The organism is Rhizobium sp. BK112, assembly GCF_014193215.1.
Taxonomy (GTDB): Bacteria; Pseudomonadota; Alphaproteobacteria; order Rhizobiales; family Rhizobiaceae; genus Rhizobium; species Rhizobium anhuiense.
The window spans coordinates 1-22,904 of sequence record NZ_JACHYZ010000030.1; the positions used below are offsets into that span (position 1 = coordinate 1).

The following is a 22,904-nucleotide window of genomic DNA, read 5'->3' on the forward strand; positions in this document are numbered from 1 at the left end:
GTTGCCTTTCTTCCGCTCCGCTCCACGCAAACACTCGCTTTATCGACTTCGCGCGGTTCACGATCGGATCGATTGCCTCGAATTTTCTTTTGAAATAGATCGACCGCCAATCGGATGGGTAATTTGATGAGGCAACCGTGTGGCCCGGTCGGATGTATAGATAGGCGTAGCCGGAAAAACCCGCTTGATGGGCAAGATGGGTCAAAGCGTCCTTGAGAACATTCTCATCGCCCCGAAGCGCGGCAAGGTCGATCAGTTGGCCCAGCCAATGTTGCATATTTTACTCCGTAAATTGTCAGGTGGGACAGATCACGAGGCGATCATTAAAAATTGTACCTGTAGCGTGAAAGCAATCATGGAATGCATTCAGTTTGGGACCTAATAATGCTGGAGCCAACCCTTGCTATGCCGGGAGTGGATTTTCTAAGACCAACCGGCCCGTATTTCTCCGTGAGATCAGGCGGGTCGTCACATAGTTCTGTTCGCTCGACGGATTGCGGTTGTTTCTCCATTGATTATTCCCAATCGCCTGCTGTCACTGACCCTTCGGCTGCTCTCAGGGGGCAGGAGCAGATATGTTTAGCATGGAGAAATCGCCTCGTTGGGCCCTGCATTCTGATCGCCGATCACCTAGTTCGCGAGCCTCGTCAAAAGATTAGTAGCCCGTCAAAATCAAATTTTGCATCGCTTGTACGTTTCGGAAGTCGAGTTCGGATAGCAAGTCGTTGTCGCTGGCAAAGTCCCTGCCATAGCAAGCACTGAGAATCTCCACGCCGCTTCTGTGAAGCGGGACTTCTACATTTGCCAGTTCTGCGAGCCTGATCGCGGGATTCAGGCCGAATGGAACGTCTTCAAGCACATAACGTGTATCGACGTTCTTCGGCCCCATGGGATCTTTACCGCTCTCGACCAGAATGCTGGAAACCTCAGTAACGGTTTCAGCACGAATTCCAAAAGAGTTGGCGAAATGATCGAGGATAGACGGAACCGATTTTCCCAAAGCTGCAGCAATGGCCAGACGCTCGCGATCAAGGGCTTCCACGAGCCTGCCAACGGCGGGTGTCACGTTGGCTCTTTGGCCCCAGCTTTCTCCCCGTTCGATACGTGTGAGGTTGCAAAGAGCGGTCGCGAGGTGGCTTTGCGGGTTGATGTTGCTGAGAACGATCGTGAGGATATCGTCTTTGACTACGAAACGGTCTCCGAATAAATCTTCGCACGTTCCCATGACTTCATCAGCGAAGGACGCAGGGACTGTCCCCATATCGACTTTGCCCCGAATAGCTCCGACCTGAATTTCGGTATGGGATTGCGCTTTCGATGTGAGAGCGGTGGTGTTCCACGCCACGATGGGGATCTGCATCCCTCGGTCTGCCAGTTTCTTAGAGAGGAAAAGGGCCGAAAACGAAAGATGGGCACTGATGATGACGGTGTGCCGCAGTTCGATGTGGGGGAGCAAAGCGTCCAGAACGAAACGATGTCCATAGGCCGGAAGAGCGAGCATTATCACGTCGCTTTCCGCCAGTTCCTTCGCATCGCGGCAGATCCCGGGACGGAAAGATCCTGAGATCGCCCCACGAACCGTAAGCGAGGCGCCTTCCATCAAGGCTTTCGTTCTCTGGCCAGAGGGAGACCAGACGCTCGCGTCATGACCGCGTTGCAGCAAAAATGCCGCATAACCCATTGCGATTGCACCGGCGCCGGCGATTCCGACTTTCATTTTTGATACAACCCTTTCTGACGACGAGCCAACCACTAGGTCCATTCATTGGCGCATGTCGTGAATTTCATGATTTCGACGAACCCTGTCGCTTGGAACAGGGTGGCATCAGTTCGTATCATCCACCCTGACCAGATGGCCTTCCGATACTTCCCGGTATTGCCTTTTAGGTGGTTCATATCCGATCGGCCTGACCGGGCTCTTCAACTCGTCACCAGCCATGCCTCGGCTGATCCTGCGGCGAACTGGATCAGGCACAGGCACCGCCGCCATCAGCTTTCTGGTGTAGGGGTGCTGCGGGTCTTCAAATATGGCCGCGCGCGGCCCGATTTCGACGATCTCGCCGAGATACATGACCGCCACACGGTGGCTGACGCGCTCGACGACGGCCATATCGTGGGAGATGAAGAGGAAGGCGAGATTGAGGCTCTGCTGCAAATCGAGCAATAGGTTGCAGACCTGGGCCTTGATTGAGACGTCGAGTGCCGAGACCGCTTCATCGGCGACGATCACTTTTGGGTCAAGCATGAGGGCACGCGCGATCGCAATACGCTGACGCTGGCCGCCGGAGAATTCATGAGGAAACCGCCGCATCATATTCGGTGACAGGCCGACCTTTTCCATCAGGGCCGCGGCCTTGTCGCGAGCCTGAGAGCTGCTGCCGAGCCGATGCTGAATAAACGGCTCGACCAGCGCCGATCCGATGCTCAGGCGCGGATTAAGCGAGGCATAAGGGTCCTGAAACACCATCTGGATCGAACGCCGCATTTTCCGCAACGAAGCGTGATTAAGCTTCATCACGTCCTGTCCGTCGACCACTACGTTTCCGCCTGTCGGGTTCACCAGTCGCGTAATCGACCTGCCGGTCGTGGATTTGCCGCAGCCCGATTCTCCCACCAAGGACAGCGTTTCGCCCTGGAAAAGGTTGAAGGACACGTTTTCAACGGCATGTACTGCGCCGGCCTTGCGACCAAACATGCCGGAACGGAGATGGAAGCGCATCGTCAGTTCTTCAACGTCGACGATCGGCGCCTTGTTTCTGACGACAGTGTCCGTGACGTCGGGCAGCAACTGTGGTTCGCCGGTCTTCGCGTCAAGAACCGGAAAGCGCAGCGGCAGCTTCCGATCACCCATGGAACCGAGGCGCGGTACGGCAGAAAGCAGCGCTCGCGTATATGGATGCTTCCCACGGTGAAAGATGTTGGCCGTCGCTCCTGTTTCGACCACATCGCCCCGAAACATGACGATCGTTCGGTCCGCCACTTCCGCAACGACACCCATGTCATGGGTGATGAAGAGGACAGACGTTCCTTCCTCTTCCTGCAAGGTCTTTATCAGGTCAAGAATCTGGCCCTGGATGGTCACATCCAGCGCTGTCGTCGGCTCGTCGGCGATCAGGAGTTTCGGCTTTGACGCGAGCGCCATGGCGATCATCACGCGCTGGCGCATGCCGCCGGAAAACTGATGCGGATATTCGTCGTACCGACCCTTGGCGTTCGGGATGCGGACTTTTTCGAGCAACCTGAGGACTTCGGCCCTGGCGTCGGCTTTGGAAATGTCCTTGTGAACCGTGAGTGCTTCGGCGATCTGCTTGCCGATCGGAATGATCGGGTTGAGTGAGGTCATGGGCTCCTGGAAGATCATCGAGATCTCGTTGCCGCGGATCTGACGCATGTCCTCTTCCGGAAGAGACAGGAGGTCTCTTCCGGACAGTAGCACGTTGCCTTCCACGCGGCTCGAGCGGGGCGCGAGCAGGCGCATGATCGACAGGGAGGTGACGGACTTGCCCGAACCGGACTCTCCAACGATCGCGACCGTCTCACGTGGCGCGATGTCGAATGAAATGTCACGGATGACGGTCTTCCAGCCGTCGTCGACCTTAAACGAGGTCGTGAGGTCGCGAACGGACAGGACGGGAGCCGCAGACACCGGAGCTCCGCTGACGACAGTTTCTTGAATAGGTAACGTCATTGCGCGCTCCTTGTCTTCGGATCGATCGCGTCGCGGAGCGCGTCTCCCAGTATGTTGAGGGCGAGTACGGTCAGAAGGATTGCCAGCGAGGGGAAGACAACCAGCCACCACGCACTCAGGATGTTCTCGAACCCTTCGCGGATCATGCCACCCCATGTTGCGGTCGGCGGCAGGACGCCGAGCCCGATGAACGCCAGGGACGCTTCCGTGCGAATGGCGGACGCCATCCACAGCGAAGCGACGACGACAATATCGGACAGGATGTTCGGCAGGATATGGACGCCCATGATCCGGGGCGGCGAGAACCCAAGCGAGCGGCCCGCCTCGACAAAGTCACGCCGCTTCATGGCGATCGTTGGGGCTCTTGCCACGCGGGCGAATGGAGCAGTCTCGGTGATGGCAATCGCGATGATCAGGTTTTCGAAGCTGGCGCCGAGCATTGCCGCGACCATCAGACCCAACAGCAGGGTTGGAAACGACAGCATGACATCGACGATACCCATAACGATTTGATCGAACACGCCGCCGATATAGCCTGCCAGGATTCCGAGCGCTGATCCGACCACCATGGCGATCAATACGGAGAGGAACCCGATCGACAGCGATATGCGGGCTCCATAGAGAAGACGCGAGAGGACGTCGCGACCGTAGCTGTCTGTGCCAAGCCAGAATTCAGCCGATGGCGGGCTCAGGCGATGAAGAATGTTCTGCTTCAAAGGATCGTAAGGCGCGACAAGCGGCGCGAATACCGCCAACAGAATGATCAGCGTCAGAAGGCCGATGCCGATCCACGAAAATCGATTGCGACGGAATGCCGTCAGGACGGGGTTTGGTTGTCGCAGGGGCGCGGCCTGAGAAACTGTCGCGTCGGTCATTGGGCAAGACTCACTCTGGGATCGACAAGGGCGTAGATGAGATCGGTCACCGTGTTCACGATGATGACGAAGGTCGCGAAGACCACCATCAACCCCTGGAGCATGGTGTAGTCGCGGGACTGCAGCGCGCCTAGAATGAGCTTCCCCAGGCCGGGTCGCGTGAAGACGATCTCGGTGAGAACGGAATTACCGATGAGGGTTCCGAAGTAGAGGCCAACGACCGTTACGATCGGGATGAGCGCGTTACCCAACGCATGCCGCATGATCAGACTGCGCGGACGAACGCCTTTCGCGCGCGCGGTACGGATATAGTCTTCGCCCAATACATCCAACATCGAGGAACGGGTGACGCGCGCGATGTAAGCCGTCATGATCAGGCCCAGGTTGAGCGCTGGCAGCAACAGGTTACGAAGATGATTGACCGGATCGCTTGTGGCCCGGCTCATCACAGGCAGCCATTGCAGCCAGACGGCGAAAGCCAGGAGCATCAGGATTGCCGAGACGAAGCCGGGGAAAGAGAGGCCGACAAGCGAGAGAATGCGGCTGAAATAGTCCGGCCATTGGTCGCGGCGGACGGCGGCGATGACGCCGAGCGGAACCCCGAGCAATGTTCCGATCAGCATTGCCGCGGCGGCAAGCTCCAGCGTATAGGGAAGAACGGTTGCCACCTCTTCCAGGACGGTGCGCCCGCTCACCATCGAGCGGCCGAAGTCGCCCATGAGCATATCTTTGATGAAGTTCAGGTACTGGACGCCGATCGGCTGGTCGAGACCGAGTTGGGTTCGCAGCGCTTGCAGCGTTGCGTCGCTTGCCCGATCGCCAAGCATGGCGACGGCGGCATCTCCCGGCACCAGACGCACCAGGACGAAAACCATCGTCAGCATGGCGATCAATGTCGGGATGGCGAGAAGGAGTCTTCGGATCGCATAACCTATCATGCGGCAACCCTTTCGATAGCGACGCGGCTCGCACGGAAGGCGTCGAGATTGTGATTTGTGTGACCCTCACAGATCAGATCGGCGACAACCCGTCCCACAGAGGGAACCAGCTGGAATCCGTGTCCGGAAAAACCGAAAACATGGATCAGTCCCTCGACCTGCTGCGAGAAACCGATCACGGGGACGTGGTCAGGCGTCATGGCCTCCATGCCGACCCATGTCCTGACCATCCGCACGCCCTGCAGCTCGGGGAAGACCCGGATCGCCGCCTGTACCGAGGGCGCGAGTGCGGCGATATCGACCGTGGCTGATTGCCGGTCAGCCGCCAGCTTTCCTTGAGAGCCGCCGCCGATGAGAAGCGTTCCTTGCGATGTCTGCTTGAGGGACAGTCTGCGGCCGAAGGAACCGACGACGGGCTTGATTCTGGGCGCGACGCGCTCAGTCACGACCATCATCGAAGTTCGGATCGCGTGCTGCAACGGGTCGCCCGCGAGCGCCGAGATATGGTCGGCCCACGCGCCTGCGGCATTGACGATCAGCGGCGCTTCAAAGGGGCCGTGCGTGGTCTCGGCTCGCCAATGGCCGGCGAATCGTGTCAGGCTGGTCACGAGGCATTCTTCGGTAATCTTTACCCCCGCTTTTTTCGCGGAATCGCGAAAAGCCCGAATGGTTCGGTGCGGGTCGGCCGAGCCGTCCCCGGCCACCCATGCCCCTCCCACGCAATGGGGCGATACGCCCGGCAAGAACCCTTGCACGTCGTCGGCATTGACAATTCGCTCATGGTAGAGCCCAATCGCCTCGAGACGGGCAATCCGCTCGGCGATCTTCGTCAGCGCCTGTTCATCCTCAGCGAGCTGCAATTGGCCACACGCGATAAAGCCGCAGTCGTCATCGACGAGCGCCTTCATGTTATGCCAGCTTTCCGCGGCCTCGATGCTGAGGGGTAACTCCACCACGTTCCGTCCGAGCGTGCGGACACCTGCGGCCGTCGCTCCTGACGCATGTCGGCCAACGAAGTGGCGCTCGACGAGTTGGACGGAGGCGCCTCGCCTTGCTGCCTGCAGGGCGGCGGAAAGCCCATGCAGACCGCCGCCGATAATCAGAACGTCGGTACTCATGCCGCGCCCTCCGTATTCTCCAGCGATGCAATTTCACCGAGAGTGATTGGCTTGAGCGGCGGGCGAATATGGAAGAAACTGACATTCCCGACCGGTAGGTTGTGCACCTCCGCGAGAAGCGCCTGAACCGTATATCCGCATTGACGCCCCTGGCATGGCCCCATCCCGCAGCGGGTCGCGGCCTTTACTGCGCTCGGGTCGGGGGGGCTGTTTCGGGCGGCCGACCGAATGGCGCCGGCGGTAACCTCCTCGCAGCGACATGCGATGACGTCGTCTGCAAGAGGAGTTCGAGGCGGAGGATAAACTGCATCGAGGAATGGTCTCAATGCAAGCGCCCGCTTTCGGCGCTTGTCGAGATGCGCGGTCCTGCGCAGGTGCTCGGGATCTGTCGCAATCCCGAGCTGCCCAGCAATTCCGAGTGCTGTGATCTCGCCAGAGACAGTCGCGGCCGTCCATCCACCGATTCCGCCTGCATCGCCGGCGACAAACAGACCTTCACGACTGGTTTGGCCCCAGCCGTCCAGCTTTGGCGCCAGATACCCCTGTTCCTCATTCCAGATATGGTCGCATTTCAGCGCAAGCGTTTCGTGAATGCGGGGGACGACACCCTCGTGAACCAGTAGCACATCGGCCTCTACCCGGTGGCGCTTTCCCGTCGCTTCCCAGGTGAGATGCTCAAGACGTTCTTCGCCTTCCGCTCGCAGATCCGAAAACCCCTTCACCATCATCCCGCTGCGTCTGACTTTACGGAGCCACCGCAATCCCTTGAAGAGGTTACCGAACTCACGCCACGCGCCGGGCAGCAGGACCAAGGCCGAGAGTTTCGGTGTCGTTGAGGTATCGAGGTATCCCGCTATGCGGCCGCCGAGGTTGAGAAGTTGTGTCGCGTAGAGAAGCGGCAGGGGGCCTGCACCGGCAATCCAGATCCGCCCCTCTGGCAACATGCCGCCTGACTTCAGCAGTATCTGCGCTGCGCCGACCGTCATAACGTTTGGCAAGGTCCAGCCGGGGAAGGGGACCGGCCGTTCCTGCGCGCCGTTGGCAAGCAACACAGAGCGAGCGGTGATGCGCCGTGCCGTGCCTCCCGTCGTCAAAAACAGGTTCCATCCGTCCTCGATCTGCCAGACCTGTGTCGACGGCAGGTATTCAGCGCCTGACGCCCTGAAAGCGGCGACAAGGGCGCCCCCTTTCGCGTAGTCTTCGCCAAGCGCCGGGAAAACCGGACTTGCGGCGTTGCGTTCGATACCCCTGAAGACCTGACCGCCAGGCGCGGGCTGCTCATCGATGACGATGACGCAAGCGCCGAGAGCACGTAGGCGCACCGCGGCGGACATGCCGGCCGGACCCGCGCCTACAATCGCGACATCGTAGCTCATGGGGAAATCTCCCGCGGCCCGCGCTGGCTTTCGATCTGCATTCCGGGCCGGACCGGAACCAGGCAACCTTGCGAGGATGCAACCCCGTCCACGATCGCCAGACACTCGAAACAGACACCCATCTGGCAATAGGGAAGCCGCGGTTTCCCGCTGACGGGAGAGCGTCTCCCGGCGTCGGGCACCCGCAGCAGCACGCTGGCCACGGTTTCTCCGTCCCAGGCCGGGGTCTCGACCCCATTCACGAGCACGGTCATGTCGGACGGTACACCCGGCCGCTCAAGCACACTTCTGAACATCGAATCTTCCATTTGAAAAAGCGGCGAGGTCACCAGACAACCTTCCCGAAATCATCGCGGGCGCCACGATCGCGGCATGGGCGGCGGCCAGCGTCACGCCGGAATGACAGGCCGCCGCAAAGAGACCGGGATAGCGCTCGGACTGTGCATAGATCGGCGAGCCGTCCGGGGGCATGACCCGAAAGCCGCTCCATTGACGCACGAGCCGCGCCGCGCTGAGAGCCGGAATAATCCTTGTCGCCCGCAGAGCGAGTTTCGTGGCGGATGCGACGGAGACACCCCGGTCTGTTGCATCTTCCTTCGTCGCACCGATCATGACCGTACCGTCGGCGGTCTGCCGCAACCCGCTTGCCGGATAGGGCAGGATCGGCGCCAACCGTTCCGTGACCAGCAACTGACCACGTTCCGATCTCAGCGGAATTGTAAAACCCAGTGGCTCCGTCAAAATCGGCGTTGCCAAACCTGCAGCAACGACGACCCGCGGTGCCCTGAAGCTGCCGGACATCGCGTTGACGACGAACCCGTGCCCCTCGGGGTTGATCGATCCCACCGTGCTGCGGAAAAGGATCCTGCTTCCCAGCGCAACGATTGCCTGTTGCAGCGCTGCAAGTAGTTGTAGCGGGTTTACATGACCGTCGGCCCGACAATAACTGGCGCCAACCACATCAGGGCCGAAGGTCACCGCCGGCATCATCCGCTCCAGCTCGCGGCGTTCGACCATTGTGGTATCTGCATAAGCAGCCTGATTGTGCATACGCCTGTTCAACGCATCACGCGCTTCGTATTCGCCGTCACTGAGACAGTAAAACAAGCCGCCCGGTCGCGTGTAATCGACGCGCGCCTCACTGGAGCCCGTCAATTCCTGCAGAAATGCCGGCCACAAATCAGCGCTTTGTCGGGTCAGACCATGGTAGGCAGGTGCCGTTGCGCCTTTTCCCTGTACCCAGACGAGCCCGAAATTGGCTCGGGCAGCACGCATGTCGCCGTCCTCGCCGTCGAGTACGAGAACACTTAGCCCCTTCTTTGCAAAGCCGTATGCCAGCGCCGCTCCTACGACACCGCCACCGACAACTATAATATCCGAGTTCACCCTCATTCTCCTTGGTTATTGCCGAGATTAGGAATCGAGGGTAGAAAGTCAAAGTCCTTTATTTCTATGGTGTATTCCCGGAGGTTATAGATGAGGGAGCCAAGCTTGCGTCAGCTTGAGGCGCTGATGGCCGTCGTGGAAGCAGGAACGGTTAGTCGAGCCGCCGAAGTGCTTCGCATCTCGCAGCCCGCCGCAAGTAAACTGATCCAGGACCTTGAGGCCGATACCGGCTTGCAACTGTTCGAGCGAGAAAGTGGGCGGCTGGTTCCGACTGGTCGAGGGATGCGTCTCTACGAAGAAGTGGAGCGCGTGTTTGGGGGTGTTCATCAGCTCGCCCGGGCCGTTGATGCCATCCGCCGGGAAGAACACGGCCACCTGCTGATCGGGACAATGCCGGCGTTATCCGGACCCTTCATCGCCCGGGTGATCACCAACTTCAAAAAGCGTCATCCGGACGTATTCGTGTCGATCGAGGCCCGCAGTTCCCAGTTCCTGACGGAAGCGGTCCTGCTTCGCCGTCTCGACCTGGCGCTTGTGATCAGCGGCCTTGAGCATCCATCAGCGATTGTTGACCCTTTGCGATGTCCTCCTGCGATCGTGGCTCTGCCGCCTGGCCACAGGCTATCTGAAAAACCGGAGCTTAATCCCGATGACTTGAAGGATGAGCCATTTGTGGCGTTTGCTCTCACAGGCACGATGCGCAGCAAGGTGGACGCCGCCTTTGAGCGGTTCGGGCACAGGCCGAAGATCGTCATCGAGGCCACAACCGCGCCGAATGTCGCGGCGCTGGTGGCTGCGGGGCTCGGAGTGACCGTTGCAGATCCAATCGCGCTAGAATCTGCCGGCGATCAAATCACGACAAGGCCTTTTCTGCCGGTCATCGATTTCAACTACGGCATCATTCGACCGGTCCGCGCCCGAAACAGCAAGCTTGTGGAGAATTTCGTTGAGGAAGTGCACGCGGCAGCGTTCTCGCCAAAGCTCAGACTATGAAAAAGCCCCGATCTCAAGCGCGTACACGCTATCGATTGAGGGTTGTCTGTTCCGTGATCGGCGGCGCAAGGTTCAGGGAGCCTTTGAGTTCGTAGCCGTAATTCAACGCCTTGTCGTGTACCCAGACCTGCATCAGGTTGAAAAGGGGAACACCGCAAACCTGATCGTAAATCTTCTTTTGCGCTGCCGACCAGAATTTGAACCTCTCTTCATCCGTCGCGGCTGTCCGCGCTGCGCTGATATCCGCATCCGCGGCGTCGCAATGCGCAAAATTCGTGACTGCGGTCGGTTTACCGATCGCGGCGTCAGATTGATAGAATTGGCTCAGGTAGCTGTCCGCGACCGGATAGCGGGCCGCACCATAGAAGACCAGATCACTGAGATCCTTGCGGATTTGCTCATGGTAGGTCGGATGATCGACGACCTTCATCTGCATGTTGATCCCCGCTTCCGCCAATTGCGCCTGAATGACCTCCATGATCGGCTGCTGGGCTGAACTGGACGAGACCACGGTTGACAAGGTAAGGCCGTTCTTGAATCCGGCTTCGGCCAAAAGTTTCTTGGAGGCCTCTGGATTGTATTTGTAGGTCCAGGTGCAATCCTCGCCGAGATAGTCGTTCGGTACGGACGAGCAGCCCTTGAGAGCGACGCCGGCGCCAACGAACTGGACGATCTGGTCGACATTGATCGCATGCGCGATGGCCTCTCGCACTTTGACATTGTCGAGCGGCTTGCGCGCCATGTTGATGAACACCGTGCGGTATTCACCCGGCGCGAAGATGTCGACTACGGCATTATCCCAGGCCTTGGCCTGATCGACCCAGCGTTGTTCACGCTTGCCGTAGATCAAGTCGAGTTCACCGGAGCGGAACGCCAGTTCCCGACTGGAGTCCGACGGAATGAGATCGACACGAATGTCGTCGATCTTCGGTGCTCCCCGGAAGTAGCGAGAAAAAGCCTTCAGATAAACCGACTGTTGCGTGACAGCCTTGTCGAACATGAATGGGCCTGTCCCGATCGGCGTCGTCTTGAACTTCGCCCCAAGAGCCTCCACCGCCTTCTTGCTCACGATGTTGCCACCATGATAATTGGCGACCAAGCCGAGGAACCCGGGGACGGGTTCGCTGAGCGTGATGCGGACAGTCAATGAATCGACGGCCTCGATCGATTTGAAGGCAGCATAGTCACTCGAAAAGGAAGAGGTGTCGGGGTTCTTGGCGCGCTGCAGCGAAAACACGACATCGTCCGCGGAGACCGTTCCATAATCTCCGTGAAACTTGACATCCTTGCGAAGCTTGAATGTCCAGACCAGGCCGTCAGGAGAGCTTACCCAGCTTTCGGCGATATCCGGTTCAATCTTCGTCGGAGCGGCGCTTCCCGGGGCAAATCGAACGAGACCGTTGAAAATCCACGAGACAATCGCGACGTCCTGCGTGTTGCTTGCCCTGGCAGGATCGAGCGTGGAAATATCGGCGGCGCCCACCGCAACCTTGAGTGTTGCAGCATCGGCAATCCCGGGCGCAATCCATCCCGTCAACATCGAGGCCGCAACCGCGGCGATAATACTCTTCCCGAATTTTTGTGACATGTTCCGCTCCTTAGTTTTATTTTCTGGACGGATTATTTGGTAATCTTCATAAGTGTCAAAGTCGCTATTTTGGGTGGCCTATTCGCAGCGGTTATACCGGCGTACTTTTTCAACCGAAGCGATCGTTTAAGGTACATGGAACCGCGACGAACTCGCGTTTGTACGGTTGAAGATAATGCGATAATGCCCACGTTGTCCGGTAATGCTGTTCGCGTTATCCACTGTGGTAATCCCGAACATCGCAGTTCTCCCGTTTAAGATCGCAGAGCAGTGCAGGTAGATCGAAATGGCCCAGCAAGTAAATCTTCGGCAAATTGAGGCATTCAAAGCAACGATCGAATGTGGTTCGGTAAGCCGGGCAGCCGAGTTGATGGGGATTTCCCAACCTGCGGCAAGCAAGTTACTCGCCCATCTGGAGACCGATATCGGTTTGCAATTGTTTGACAGACAGCGCGGTCGATTGTTGCCGAACAAGCAGGGAATGCGATTTTATGACGAAGTACAGAGGATTTTCGCCGGCGTCAGGCAATTGGAGCGGGCGGCAGAATCCATTCGTCGTGAAGAGCAAGGACGACTGACGATCGGCGTAATGCCAGGGCTTTCCGGCCAGTTCATTCAGCGCGTCATAGCCGACTTTCTCGCGGCACACCCTAAAACATACGTCATCGTAAAGGACGGCGCATCGAGATATATAGCCGACTGGCTGGCAACGAGGCAGATCGATATCGGAATCATCAGTGAGCGTTTCGATAACCCCAATCTGGCATCCAGCCCTTTGCATGACAGTCCCATGGTCTGTGTAATGCCCCCGGGTCATGGATTGTCGGAAAAGACCGAGATCAATCCATCGGACCTCAACCGCGAGAGGTTCGTTTCATTTGCCCCGGAAAGCCAGACGCGGCAACTGGTAGAGGCGGCACTGGAGGCTCACAATGTCAACGTGGACATCGTGATGGAGGCCGGGACCGCGCCGACGGTTTGTGAATTCGTCGCCGCCGGACACGGAATCTCGATCGTTCACCCCTTGCTTGCACATCCGGTCAGGGGTCGTGTCATCACCCGGCCATTCCGACCTGAGATCTCCTACGGGATGGTGCTCAGCCGGTCTCGGGAGACCCGGGATGCCAGACTTGTTGATGCGTTCATCGCACAGGCGCAGTTGGCGACAGCACAAGTGTTCGCGGAAATCGTTGATGGTTAAGCCAGATCTCGTTCACTCGGTCCAAAGTGAATAAAGTCGTCGCCAGGATAATAAGGAAAGGACCCCGGCCGCGGCAGTTGCGACCGGAGTGCGGGGGTATGCGCATCACGCCCCTAGTTTTTCATTGCCATTCTTCGTCCTGTTTCATGACGAAGTGGCCTGCCGACACTTCGCTGTACTGACGGATGGTTGGCACGTAGTCCGCAGGCCTTACGGGGCTCCTTAGCTCGGTATTGGAGATGGAGCGCTTTTGCAGGCGCTGCGCGGGATCTGCGATCGGTACTGCAGCCAGCAACCGCCTGGTGTACGGATGTTGCGGGTTCTGGAAGATCGCCTGGCGCGGTCCAATCTCGACGATCTCGCCGAGATACATGACGGCCACACGGTGGCTTACACGCTCGACCACGGCCATGTCGTGGCTGATAAAGAGATAGGAAAGGCCCATTTCCGCCTGCAGGTCGAGCATCAGGTTCACGACCTGCGCCTTGACGGACACGTCAAGCGCGGAGACCGCCTCGTCAGCGACGATCATGCGTGGCTCGAGAGCAAGCGCCCGGGCGATGCAGATGCGCTGCCGCTGGCCCCCCGAGAATTCGTGCGGGAAGCGGCTGGCCATGTCGGGCTGCAATCCGACGCGGGTCAGCAACTCTGCGACCTTATCCTTTGCCTGCGCGCGTGTTGCGAGCTTGTTGATGATCAAGGGGTCGGCGATGGCGGCGCCAACGTTCTGGCGTGGATTGAGGCTGCCAAAGGGATCCTGAAAGATCATCTGCATGCGCTTGCGCTGCTCAAGCAGTTCGGTCTCGTTGAGTTTGAGTATGTCAACGCCATCCAGCATGACCGATCCTGAGCGCGGCTCGACAAGGCGCAGGATCGACCGCCCGGTTGTTGACTTGCCGCAGCCGGACTCCCCGACAAGAGCGAGCGTCTCGCCGGCCTTGAGGTCGAATGAGACATTCTCGACGGCATGCACTCTACCTTTGACCGAAGAGAATACGCCACCGCGGATATCGAAGCGCGTCGTGAGCCCTTTGACTTCTAGGACAGGCCGCGCGGTTTCCTGAACGGTGTCGGGCACTTCTGCCGGCGCGTCGGATTGGCCGGTGACGCGATCGACGATCGGGAAGCGCATCGGGCGCTTGCGTCCTTCCATCGCGCCAAGTCTTGGCACGGCCGAGAGTAGTGCACGTGTATAGGGATGCTTCGGTTGGGCGAATATCTCGGAGGTAAGCCCCGCTTCCACCGCTTCGCCCTTGTACATTACCACGGTGCGGTCCGCGACCTCGGCAACCACGCCCATGTCATGGGTGATGAAGAGGATAGACATATCCTCTTCCTTCTGCAGCTCCTTGATGAGTTCGAGGATCTGCGCCTGGATTGTTACATCCAGCGCCGTTGTCGGCTCATCAGCAATCAGAAGTTTCGGTTTGCAGGCCAGCGCCATTGCGATCATCACACGCTGACGCATCCCGCCCGACAGTTCAAAGGGATACTGGTCGAGCCGCCGCTCAGGATCCGAGATATGGACCTTGCGCAACATCTCCAGTGCGATCTGCCGCGCTTCACGACGTGAACAGTCCTGGTGTGCCAAAACGGCCTCGGCAATCTGTTGCCCGATCCTGTAGACCGGGTTCAGGCTGGTCATGGGCTCTTGGAAGATCATCGCCATGTCGCCGCCCCGCAGCGAACGAGCCGACTCACCGGAGACACGAGCGAGGTCATGGACCTTGCCGGAGCTGCTGGCGAACCTGATCTTGCCATCAGCGATGCGTGCGACTTTATGTGGGAGCAGGCCCATGATCGACAGGCTGGTCACCGACTTGCCGGAACCCGACTCTCCGACCACGGCGAGCGTCTCACCCCGATTGAGATTGAACGACACGCCATTGACCGCGGCAAACGCACCGGACGGTGTCGCGAACTCGGTCCGAAGACCTTCCACCGAAAGCTGAACGTCCGAAGGCATGGGCGCGGCCGTGTCTTTGGAGACATTGCTCTCGCGCTTCTTATTGGGGAAAGGCTTGAGCTTGGTGGTGCGCGGGTCGAAGACGTCGCGGATCGTGTCGCACAATGCGTTGACGATGAAGATCGTAACGACGAGAGCGACACAGGGCCAGACGAGGCCCATCGGATTCAGTTCGAGATAACTCCGCGCTCCGCGGATCATCAGACCCCAGGACGGCGTGGGCGGCACGATGCCGAGGCCGAGGAAGCTCAGACCGGACTCCACCACGATGGCAGACGCCACGACCAGCGAGAACTGGACGAACAGGGGTGCGGCGATATTGGGAAGGATCGTCTTTCGCATGATGCGCAACGGTCCGGCGCCGAGCGAGCGCATCGCCTCGACATATTCCTTCTCCTTGACGGAACGCACCTCGCCATAGGCGATGCGCGCGAACTCCGGCGCATAGAATACGGAAAGCGTCGCGATGAGGGTGAGTGTACCCGGTCCTGTGAAGGCGATGACGAGGAGAGCCAGCAGGATCGGAGGGAATGACAGCATGAACTCGGCAACACGCACGGTCAGCACTTCGGCCAAGCCGCCGAAATAGCCCCCGGCCAGGCCGGCGGCAATCCCGATGGCAGCCGCTACGAGGCCTGTGGCGATCGCGACGCTGAGCGAGACGCGGGCGCCGTAAAGCAGGCGGCTAAGCACATCGCGGCCGAACTCGTCCTGTCCGAGCCAATGGCTTGCCGAAGGCGCCGCGAGACGCCCGCCTATATCCATGGCGAGCGGATCTGTGGGAGCAATGACCGGTGCTAGAACAGCGACGAGCACGAGCAGACAAAGAGCGGCCGACGGCAAGGCTAGATGACGGAATTTGGCACTGTGCCAGATCAAAGAAAGACGGCTCATGATTTACGCACCCGCGGGTCCAGAAGGGAATAGAGAACGTCCACGATCAGGTTGAGCAGGATAAACAGCGATGCTGTCACCAGAACGATACCTTGGACCTCCGGATAATCCCGGCTCTCGACGGCCCTTACGAGGAAGCCGCTCATTCCGGGCCAGTTGAAGATGTATTCGACAAGGACGGTGCCTCCGAGCATTGTGCCCATTTGCAGCCCGGTCACCGTCAGGACGGGGCCGAGTGCATTGCGCACCACGTGGCGGCGTAGCACCCGTCGCTCTTGCAGTCCCTTGGCACGCGCGGTGCGCACCCAGTCCTGCTGCAGGACATCGAGTACGGTCGATCGGGTCATGCGGATGATCACCGCGGAGAAGCCGACGGCGATGGCAGCCGAGGGCATCAACAACAGGATCAGATGTGTCCGTGGCGAGACGCTGAACGGGACGAACCCGCCAGCGGGCACGAGGCGCAGCATCAGGGCGAAGACCAGCACGAAGACGGTTCCGAGCACGAAGGTCGGGATCGACAGGGCAAAGCTGGTCGCCCCGCCCAGGATGCGGTCGATCCATGTTCCGCGCTTGCGGGCTGCCAGCACGCCCAACGGGATGCCGACGATCAGCGACAGAAGCGTTGCCATTCCGATCAACTCTAGCGTCCTTGGCAATCGTTGTGCGATATTGCCAAGGACGTCCTCGTCGTCCTGGAAGCTCCGGCCGAGATCTCCCCGGCTGAGCCTGGACAGATAGTTCACATATTGCTGGTGCAGTGGCTGGTCGAGACCGAGACGCGACCGCATCTCGGCGACTGCCTGGGGGTCAGGCTCCATACCGTCCGCGGACAGCATGACCTCGACCGGATCTCCCGGAACCACATGCAGGATCATGAAGACCGAAGTGGCGACCAGAAAAATCATTGCGGCCGCCACCGCGCTCCTTCTCACTATATAACTGAGCATCGCGCTCTACCCTTCTGAGCGCGCGCTCACCCGATATAGACTTCGTCGAACGCGATGCCCGACTGGTTGATCAGAAAATCCGGAAGGCTCTTGAAGTCCTTGACACCGTCATGCAGGGCATAGGCCTGCGTACGATAGTTGAGGAACGTAACCGGCGTGATTTCCTGAACGGCACGCTGCAGGTCGGCATAGATCTGAACCCGCTTTGCCTGATCGCTCTCGTAGCGGCCGTGCAGCAGAAGGTCATCCAGCTTCGGATCGGCAAGTCCGACCGAACGGCGATAGGACTCTCCGCCCGAGCCGAGGAGTGATGTCAATTCATCCGGATCGCCAAGTTCCGATGCCCCGCCATTGATCGCGAAATGATAACGGCCTTCATTGCCCTGGCTGACACGCACGCCCCATTCGGGAAGGCTGAGCTTGATGTTCATGCCGATGGACGAAAGCTGCGCCTGGATGATCTCGGCCGGGTCCTTGTGGAAGCTATAGGTGCTGGTGGCGAGAAGCGTTGCTTGAACGTTTTCTGCACCGGCCTCTTTCAGAAGAGCCTTGGCACGGTCGGGATCGTAAGGCCACAGATGTTCGAGTTCCGAGACCCTGTAGGGAGAGCCTTCTGGAAGCGGCACGCCGTCCAGAGCCTTGCCAAAACCTTGGAACGCTCCCTTCACCAGGTCCTCGCGATTGATCGCATGCGCTACGGCTCGGCGAACGAGGGGATTGGTGAACGGTCCCTGCTTCAGATTGAAGACCATGTACATGAAGAGACCGAGGGCCGACTGCATCTGTATGCCAGGCTTTTCGGAAAGGCTTTTCATGCTCTGAGCGGGTACGTACTCAATAATGTCGACGTCACCCGCTTCAAGAGCGGCCACTCGAAGGCTATCGTCGGCGTAGACGACGAACCGGAGGTTCTCTGTCTTCGGAAGGCCTGGTTTGTAAAAATCTGTTCGGGCCTTGAAAACGAGCGATACGCCTTTCTCAGACGACTCAAGCTTATAGGGTCCGGCGCCGATCATCGCCTCGGGCTTGTCCATCTGTTTGGAAAAAACGATAGGAGCGTGAGGGCTGGCAAGGACTGCAATAAACGACGGCGTCGCCCGCTTCAATGTGATACGAACCGTTTTTGGACCGACAGCCTCGATTTTCTCGATCTCCTGGAAATACTGGCGGAGATAAGCGGTCGATTTCTCGGCACGAATTGCGTCAAACGACGCCTTGACGTCATCCGCGGTGACCGGCTCCCCGTTCTGAAACTTTGCATTGGCGCGAAGCTTGAACAGATAGGTGCGCGGGTCGGTCAGTTCCCAGCTCTCGGCAAGTTCCGGCTGGATTTTCCCCTCACTGTTGAAGGTGACTAGCCCCCGAAACAGAAGCATTTTTATAGTTCGCGCCGCAGCGCCGGAATGCTCGAAGGGCCTGAGGTTTGGTGGATAGGCGGAAAGTGCATAGGTCACCGTCCCGGGCGTAGCCGCTCGTGCGGAACGAGCGAGTAGACCTGGAGCGAGCAGTCCCGCTCCAATCGCACCGCTTCCAAGGAGGAAGCTGCGACGGTTTGAAATAAATCTCCCGGTTAGATCAAATAGAGCATGCGACATCGTTCCACTCCTTGTTTTTTGTTTGATTTCTACTCGGCTTCGGCACATAGGCCGACGCTCGGTCAGGTGCACTGCAGGCTGTGCAGCGCTTCTTCTGTCTTCTCCTTGCCGTAGTCGCGCATGGCAGCACCTTCAGAAATCACCCCGTCGCGGAGGTCTTTCGCCAGCTCCGCAGTCGGGCGTTCGGCTGGAAGGCCGAACCCGCCGCCACCTGGCGTCTCGAGACGCATGCTGTCGCCCGCTTTCAGGATAATGTGGGCCACCTTGGAGGGCAGAACCTCCTGATCCTCGCGACCGGGGTTGCGCGTCAGCGTGCCGCGACCTCCCTCGAGACCTCCAAGCGCGCCTTCGGCCCCCTTCTTGTGACTATCGGAGCGCGCGGAAAATATCGTCCCGTCCTGAAAAACCCGGATCTGGCGGGCAATGCCCAATCCGCCCCGATGGCGTCCAGCACCGCCGGAATCGTTCACGAGCCCGTATTCCTCGACTAACAGCGGAAACTCGTTTTCAAGAGCTTCGGTCGGAAGATTAAGGCTGTTGGTGACGTGAACATGGACACCGTCCATTCCATCCCGATCGGCCTTTGCTCCGGCGCCGCCGCCGAGAGCCTCGCCACAGACGTAGAGGTTCTGGCTACCGGCCCGTGTCCCTGAGAAGTTGATGGAGGGGAGAACGTCGTTGCCGGAGGCGATGATCCTGTTCTCGGGGAGAAGGCCCCGGAAGGCGCCAAACACCGCGCCGGCGATCTTCTGGCAGGTGATCGATCTTGCGCCGCAGGCGGCCGGATGGATCGGATTGGCAATGGAGCCTTTCGGAGCCTCGATCGTGATGGCTTCGAACATGCCGCTGTTCGGCATCAGCTCAGGGTCGAGAAGGGCTTTGACGCTGTAATAGACCGTAGCGCGCAGCGCGCTGGTCGAGACGTTCAATGCCCCACGCGCCTGTGGTCCCGTTCCGTCGAGATCGAAGTGAAGCTGGTCGTCCGTGACGGTGACGGTCACCTTGATCGGAACCGGATCTCCGCCGTTTCCATCATCATCGAGTTGCGTCGAGAACGTGTAACGTCCGTGCTTGAGACCGGAAATTCGACGACGCAAGCGCCGATTGGTGTAATCGAGTACGTCGTCGATCGCGCGATCGACCTCATCCAGACCCATCTTGATGAACAGGTTTTTGGCCGCGGCCCCACCCTTCAGGTTGACGGCAACTTGTACGTTGAGATCGAGCTGTCGCTCTTCCGGCAGGCGCGAATTTGTTGCGATCAGGCGGATCAGTTCGTGATCGACCTTTCCGCCGCGCACGATCCTCATCGCCGGAATACGGATACCCTCGGCAAAGATCGTTGCTGATTTCGCCGATGTCGATCCGGGTACCGCGCCGCCGACATCCGAATGGTGCCCGATGTTGGCTGCAAACAGCCTGACCGCTCCGTCGATGAAGATCGGTGTAACCACCGAGATATCGGGAAGATGGGTGCCGCCTGCGAGATAGGGGTCATTGCAGATGAAGGCATCGCCTTCGACCATCTCGGAAACCGGGCAGGCCTCCAGCACGGCCTGCATGCTTCCCATCAGCGACCCCAGATGCAGCGGAATATGCGTGCCTTGGGCAAGAAGGCGGCCACGCGCGTCAAAGAGTCCAACAGAGAAGTCCCGCCGTTCCTTGATCTGCGTCGAGAACGAGGCGCGCATCATGTTGATCGCCATGTTCTCGGTGATCGAGAGCAGGCGGTTCGTGAAGATCTCCATGGCGATCGCATCGAACCTGCGCGCCGGACCGAAAGTGTTGAGAGCCGAAGTCATGGGCAGAGCCTTATGCTTGAACGATGATGTTGCCGGCGGCGTCGACCGCCGCCTGCTGGCCTGGAAGAACGATCGTCGTCGAACTCATCTCATCGATCACCGCGGGGCCGAATAGAGGCGAGTCGACCGGAAGAGCGGCGCGGTCATAAACCGGCGTGTCGAGCCAGCCTTCCTTCCCGAAAAACACGGGGCGATGTCCAATCTGCGCATCGGTGATGGATGTGCCCCCCTGATGCGGCGCGGGTTCGAACTTTGTCGTGACGCCGATCGCCTGAACGCGGCAGTTGACGATCTCGATGTCGCGGCCGGGAATGTCGTAGCCGTATTCGGCCTGATGGGCTTCGCCGAACTTCTTCTGGAAGATATCCAGACCGCTCTCGTTCATATCGTTGACCGGGACGGTGATCTCGAAGTTCTGCCCCCGATAATGGGCATCCACCGCTAGATTGAACCGGCGGTGCTCTTCCGGGACTTTTTCGCCGGCAAGCCAGACCGCGCCGTCTTTTTGCAACTCGCGCAGCAGCGCCCAGACCTGCGTCCAGCTTTTCGCATCGACCATGGCCAAGCATGTTCTTACGAAATCGAGACTGACATCCGAGAGCAAGGCGCCGCGTGCGCACATCGTGCCAGGTTCTTGCGGTATGAGAATGCGCTTGATGCCGCATTCGCGGGCCACTTCCGTCGCATGAAGCGGGCCGGCGCCGCCATAGGCGAACAGCGTCAGATCATCCAGATCGTAACCGCGCTCCGTCGTCACCGCACGGATGGCCCGGCTCATGTTCGCGATCGCCACCTGCAGGATGCCGTAAGCTGCGTCGTCAGTACTCAGCTCTAGCGGATCGGCGACGTTTTCCTTGATCGCCCTAATCGCCAGCTCACGGTTGATGGGCATCCGTCCGCGCAGCAAAGCGACGGGATCGAGCCGATTGAGCGCAATATTGACGTCGGTCAGCGTCGGCATCGTGCCGCCCTTGTCATAGGCGGCTGGACCCGGTGCGGCGCCAGCACTGCGCGGCCCGACCTTCAACGCCGAAGCATCGTCGACACTGGCGATACTCCCGCCGCCCGCACCGATCACGTGAATATCGACCATCGGCAGTTTTACTGGGTGATCGGCGACAAGACGGCCCGAAGTGAACAGCGCGCGACCGTCGAGGATCAGCGCCACGTCGGTGCTCGTCCCTCCGACATCGAAGGTGACGAGATTGGGCATTCCCGCGCGTGCACCGACCATGGCCGCACCAACCACACCCGCCGCTGGCCCCGACAAACAGGTCGCCACCGGCAGGCGGCGAACGCTTTCGAGCGACAACACGCCGCCGTTCGAGTGGATGGTCATCGGTGCGACTGGAATTCCGATGTCCGAGATACCGCCACTCAGGCGGCTGAGATATCGATCCATCTTCGGACCGACATAGGCATTGAGAACTGTTGTTGAGGTCCGCTCGTACTCCCGGAATTCAGGAAGGACCTTCGAAGATATGCTGACATACACATCGGGCATTACGCTCTGGACTACGGCAAGCGCCCGTTCTTCGTGTACGGGATTTCGATAGGAGTGGAGAAAGCAGATTGCTACTGCTTCCACGCCAGACTGCCTCAGGAGCTCTGCCTGACGTCGCAGCTGTTCCTCGTCAAGATGCAAGACGACGTCACCGGTCGCCGAAAGCCGCTCGTCTACCTCAAGCCGGCAATAGCGCTCGACAAGTGGCGATGCCTTGGGAACTGTCGTATCGTAGAGCGACGGGCGGTTCTGTCTTCCGATCGCAAGCACGTCCCTGAAGCCACGCGTCGTGAGGAGGCCAGTCGGAGCGCCTCTCTCCTCGATGATCATGTTGGTTGCGACAGTCGTGCCGTGGCCGATGTAGTCGACTTCACTTGCCGGAAAACCGAACTCTTCCACAATCCGACCGAGACCGTCAAGGATTGCCTGAGACGGGTCGGCGGGGGTTGAGGGCAGCTTGTAATACTGGACTGTCCCGTCGGCCGTATTCTGCACGACGAAATCAGTAAATGTGCCGCCTACGTCTATTCCAATTCTTCGCATTAAAGCCCCTCATTGACCACGACATGGCCATGTTTTTTCATTGCCCCATACTTTTCTCATTCTGGGCCATTAGTCCAAGTCGAAATTTAAGGGCATATATTCTGTGGGGTTATACCGCGTAGGCGGATGACGGCGGAGTTCAGACCGGTTGGACGCTTGCCGCGGGATTCTTAACCGAAAAATCATGATAGAAGACGTGGAGTGAGGGGGGTTCAACGCTTCACAACGACAAGCTACCTATCCCTTATAAAAACCCAGAAAGACAATATCCTGATCTACCAGGACATTGAATTTGTAGCCCGGTCGGATCTGCAACGTCGGCTGCACGTCCATATTCCGCTGGATCGTCCGGTCGGCCACTCGCCCAAAGGTCTCAGCAAAATTTCGCCTTGCTGCGTCGGATGCCGTATCCTGGGTGGCAAGCATCGAGCTCTGGGGAACCGCCATGTCGATGCCGGTCCCGATCAGCGCGATCATAACCGCCGAG

Annotated in this window: 18 protein-coding genes and 1 pseudogene; 2 read left to right on the forward strand and 17 right to left on the reverse strand. The window is 59.1% G+C overall.

Annotation, left to right across the window (positions count from 1 at the left end; all coding sequences use genetic code 11):
- The 9 genes from FHT75_RS35160 to FHT75_RS35200 form a co-directional block, all read right to left on the reverse strand.
- Nucleotides 1-277, reverse strand: a 277-nt coding sequence (locus tag FHT75_RS35160) for an autoinducer binding domain-containing protein (RefSeq protein ID WP_183845800.1), incomplete at its 3' end; no start/stop codon positions are given.
- 378 nt (nt 278-655) lie between these two features.
- A complete protein-coding gene (locus FHT75_RS35165) occupies nt 656-1,717 on the reverse strand; it encodes an NAD/NADP octopine/nopaline dehydrogenase family protein (RefSeq protein ID WP_183845799.1) in 1,062 nt (353 codons plus the stop codon).
- A gap of 108 nt (nt 1,718-1,825) precedes the next feature.
- Nucleotides 1,826-3,688 carry an ABC transporter ATP-binding protein gene (locus FHT75_RS35170; protein WP_183845801.1) on the reverse strand — a complete coding sequence of 621 codons (1,863 nt, stop codon included), beginning with the start codon at nt 3,686-3,688 and terminating at the stop codon, nt 1,826-1,828.
- Nucleotides 3,685-4,563 (reverse strand): ABC transporter permease, encoded by an 879-nt coding sequence (locus tag FHT75_RS35175; RefSeq protein ID WP_183845798.1) that lies wholly within the window; start codon nt 4,561-4,563, stop codon nt 3,685-3,687. Before FHT75_RS35175 ends, FHT75_RS35170 begins: the two co-directional genes overlap by 4 nt.
- Nucleotides 4,560-5,501, reverse strand: coding sequence for an ABC transporter permease (locus tag FHT75_RS35180; RefSeq protein ID WP_183845797.1), 942 nt, complete (start codon nt 5,499-5,501; stop codon nt 4,560-4,562). Before FHT75_RS35180 ends, FHT75_RS35175 begins: the two co-directional genes overlap by 4 nt.
- Nucleotides 5,498-6,619, reverse strand: a complete 1,122-nt coding sequence (locus FHT75_RS35185; protein WP_183845796.1) for an NAD(P)/FAD-dependent oxidoreductase — start codon at nt 6,617-6,619, stop codon at nt 5,498-5,500. Before FHT75_RS35185 ends, FHT75_RS35180 begins: the two co-directional genes overlap by 4 nt.
- Nucleotides 6,616-7,995, reverse strand: a complete 1,380-nt coding sequence (locus tag FHT75_RS35190) for an NAD(P)/FAD-dependent oxidoreductase (protein WP_183845795.1) — start codon at nt 7,993-7,995, stop codon at nt 6,616-6,618. Before FHT75_RS35190 ends, FHT75_RS35185 begins: the two co-directional genes overlap by 4 nt.
- Entirely contained in the window at nt 7,992-8,291 is a 300-nt protein-coding gene (locus FHT75_RS35195) for a (2Fe-2S)-binding protein (RefSeq protein ID WP_183845794.1), read from the reverse strand. The genes FHT75_RS35190 and FHT75_RS35195 overlap by 4 nt, the downstream gene beginning before the upstream one ends.
- Nucleotides 8,272-9,381, reverse strand: a complete 1,110-nt coding sequence (locus FHT75_RS35200) for an NAD(P)/FAD-dependent oxidoreductase (RefSeq protein WP_409564244.1) — start codon at nt 9,379-9,381, stop codon at nt 8,272-8,274. The genes FHT75_RS35195 and FHT75_RS35200 overlap by 20 nt, the downstream gene beginning before the upstream one ends.
- A gap of 105 nt (nt 9,382-9,486) precedes the next feature.
- Here FHT75_RS35200 and FHT75_RS35205 point away from each other — a divergent pair, with 105 nt between their 5' ends.
- Entirely contained in the window at nt 9,487-10,374 is an 888-nt protein-coding gene (locus FHT75_RS35205; RefSeq protein WP_246713042.1) for a LysR substrate-binding domain-containing protein, read from the forward strand.
- A 28-nt stretch (nt 10,375-10,402) separates the two neighbouring features.
- Here the strand turns inward: FHT75_RS35205 and FHT75_RS35210 are convergent, their stop codons facing one another.
- Nucleotides 10,403-11,962 (reverse strand): ABC transporter substrate-binding protein, encoded by a 1,560-nt coding sequence (locus FHT75_RS35210; protein ID WP_183845791.1) that lies wholly within the window; start codon nt 11,960-11,962, stop codon nt 10,403-10,405.
- Nucleotides 11,963-12,248: 286 nt separating this feature from the next.
- On the opposite strand from FHT75_RS35210, the gene FHT75_RS35215 reads away from it, so the two are divergent.
- Nucleotides 12,249-13,163 carry a LysR substrate-binding domain-containing protein gene (locus tag FHT75_RS35215; RefSeq protein ID WP_183845790.1) on the forward strand — a complete coding sequence of 305 codons (915 nt, stop codon included), beginning with the start codon at nt 12,249-12,251 and terminating at the stop codon, nt 13,161-13,163.
- 121 nt (nt 13,164-13,284) lie between these two features.
- Here the strand turns inward: FHT75_RS35215 and FHT75_RS35220 are convergent, their stop codons facing one another.
- From FHT75_RS35220 to FHT75_RS35245, 7 genes and pseudogenes are all read right to left on the reverse strand, one after another.
- Nucleotides 13,285-15,129 carry an ABC transporter ATP-binding protein gene (locus FHT75_RS35220; protein ID WP_246713044.1) on the reverse strand — a complete coding sequence of 615 codons (1,845 nt, stop codon included), beginning with the start codon at nt 15,127-15,129 and terminating at the stop codon, nt 13,285-13,287.
- A gap of 75 nt (nt 15,130-15,204) precedes the next feature.
- Nucleotides 15,205-16,023 (reverse strand): annotated as a pseudogene (locus tag FHT75_RS36190) (ABC transporter permease); the annotation flags it as partial.
- Nucleotides 16,020-16,973, reverse strand: a complete 954-nt coding sequence (locus FHT75_RS35225) for an ABC transporter permease (protein WP_183845788.1) — start codon at nt 16,971-16,973, stop codon at nt 16,020-16,022. The gene FHT75_RS35225 and the pseudogene FHT75_RS36190, both read right to left, overlap by 4 nt.
- A gap of 26 nt (nt 16,974-16,999) precedes the next feature.
- Nucleotides 17,000-18,640 (reverse strand): ABC transporter substrate-binding protein, encoded by a 1,641-nt coding sequence (locus tag FHT75_RS35230; protein ID WP_183845787.1) that lies wholly within the window; start codon nt 18,638-18,640, stop codon nt 17,000-17,002.
- Entirely contained in the window at nt 18,631-20,370 is a 1,740-nt protein-coding gene (locus FHT75_RS35235; protein ID WP_183845786.1) for a hydantoinase B/oxoprolinase family protein, read from the reverse strand. Before FHT75_RS35235 ends, FHT75_RS35230 begins: the two co-directional genes overlap by 10 nt.
- A 10-nt stretch (nt 20,371-20,380) precedes the next feature.
- Nucleotides 20,381-22,417, reverse strand: a complete 2,037-nt coding sequence (locus FHT75_RS35240) for a hydantoinase/oxoprolinase family protein (RefSeq protein WP_183845785.1) — start codon at nt 22,415-22,417, stop codon at nt 20,381-20,383.
- A gap of 237 nt (nt 22,418-22,654) precedes the next feature.
- Nucleotides 22,655-22,904 (reverse strand): TrbI/VirB10 family protein (locus tag FHT75_RS35245; RefSeq protein WP_281413889.1); only part of this gene is annotated, 250 nt, incomplete at its 5' end.

Bases quoted from the DNA above. Each gene is read 5' to 3' on its own strand.
- FHT75_RS35165 (WP_183845799.1), bottom strand. From the start codon at position 1,717: ATGAAAGTCGGAATCGCCGGCGCCGGTGCAATCGCAATGGGTTATGCG.
- FHT75_RS35170 (WP_183845801.1), bottom strand. From the start codon at position 3,688: ATGACGTTACCTATTCAAGAAACTGTCGTCAGCGGAGCTCCGGTGTCT.
- FHT75_RS35175 (WP_183845798.1), bottom strand. From the start codon at position 4,563: ATGACCGACGCGACAGTTTCTCAGGCCGCGCCCCTGCGACAACCAAAC.
- FHT75_RS35180 (WP_183845797.1), bottom strand. From the start codon at position 5,501: ATGATAGGTTATGCGATCCGAAGACTCCTTCTCGCCATCCCGACATTG.
- FHT75_RS35185 (WP_183845796.1), bottom strand. From the start codon at position 6,619: ATGAGTACCGACGTTCTGATTATCGGCGGCGGTCTGCATGGGCTTTCC.
- FHT75_RS35190 (WP_183845795.1), bottom strand. From the start codon at position 7,995: ATGAGCTACGATGTCGCGATTGTAGGCGCGGGTCCGGCCGGCATGTCC.
- FHT75_RS35195 (WP_183845794.1), bottom strand. From the start codon at position 8,291: ATGTTCAGAAGTGTGCTTGAGCGGCCGGGTGTACCGTCCGACATGACC.
- FHT75_RS35210 (WP_183845791.1), bottom strand. From the start codon at position 11,962: ATGTCACAAAAATTCGGGAAGAGTATTATCGCCGCGGTTGCGGCCTCG.
- FHT75_RS35215 (WP_183845790.1), top strand. From the start codon at position 12,249: ATGGCCCAGCAAGTAAATCTTCGGCAAATTGAGGCATTCAAAGCAACG.
- FHT75_RS35220 (WP_246713044.1), bottom strand. From the start codon at position 15,129: ATGCCTTCGGACGTTCAGCTTTCGGTGGAAGGTCTTCGGACCGAGTTC.
- FHT75_RS35225 (WP_183845788.1), bottom strand. From the start codon at position 16,973: ATGCTCAGTTATATAGTGAGAAGGAGCGCGGTGGCGGCCGCAATGATT.
- FHT75_RS35235 (WP_183845786.1), bottom strand. From the start codon at position 20,370: ATGACTTCGGCTCTCAACACTTTCGGTCCGGCGCGCAGGTTCGATGCG.
- FHT75_RS35240 (WP_183845785.1), bottom strand. From the start codon at position 22,417: ATGCGAAGAATTGGAATAGACGTAGGCGGCACATTTACTGATTTCGTC.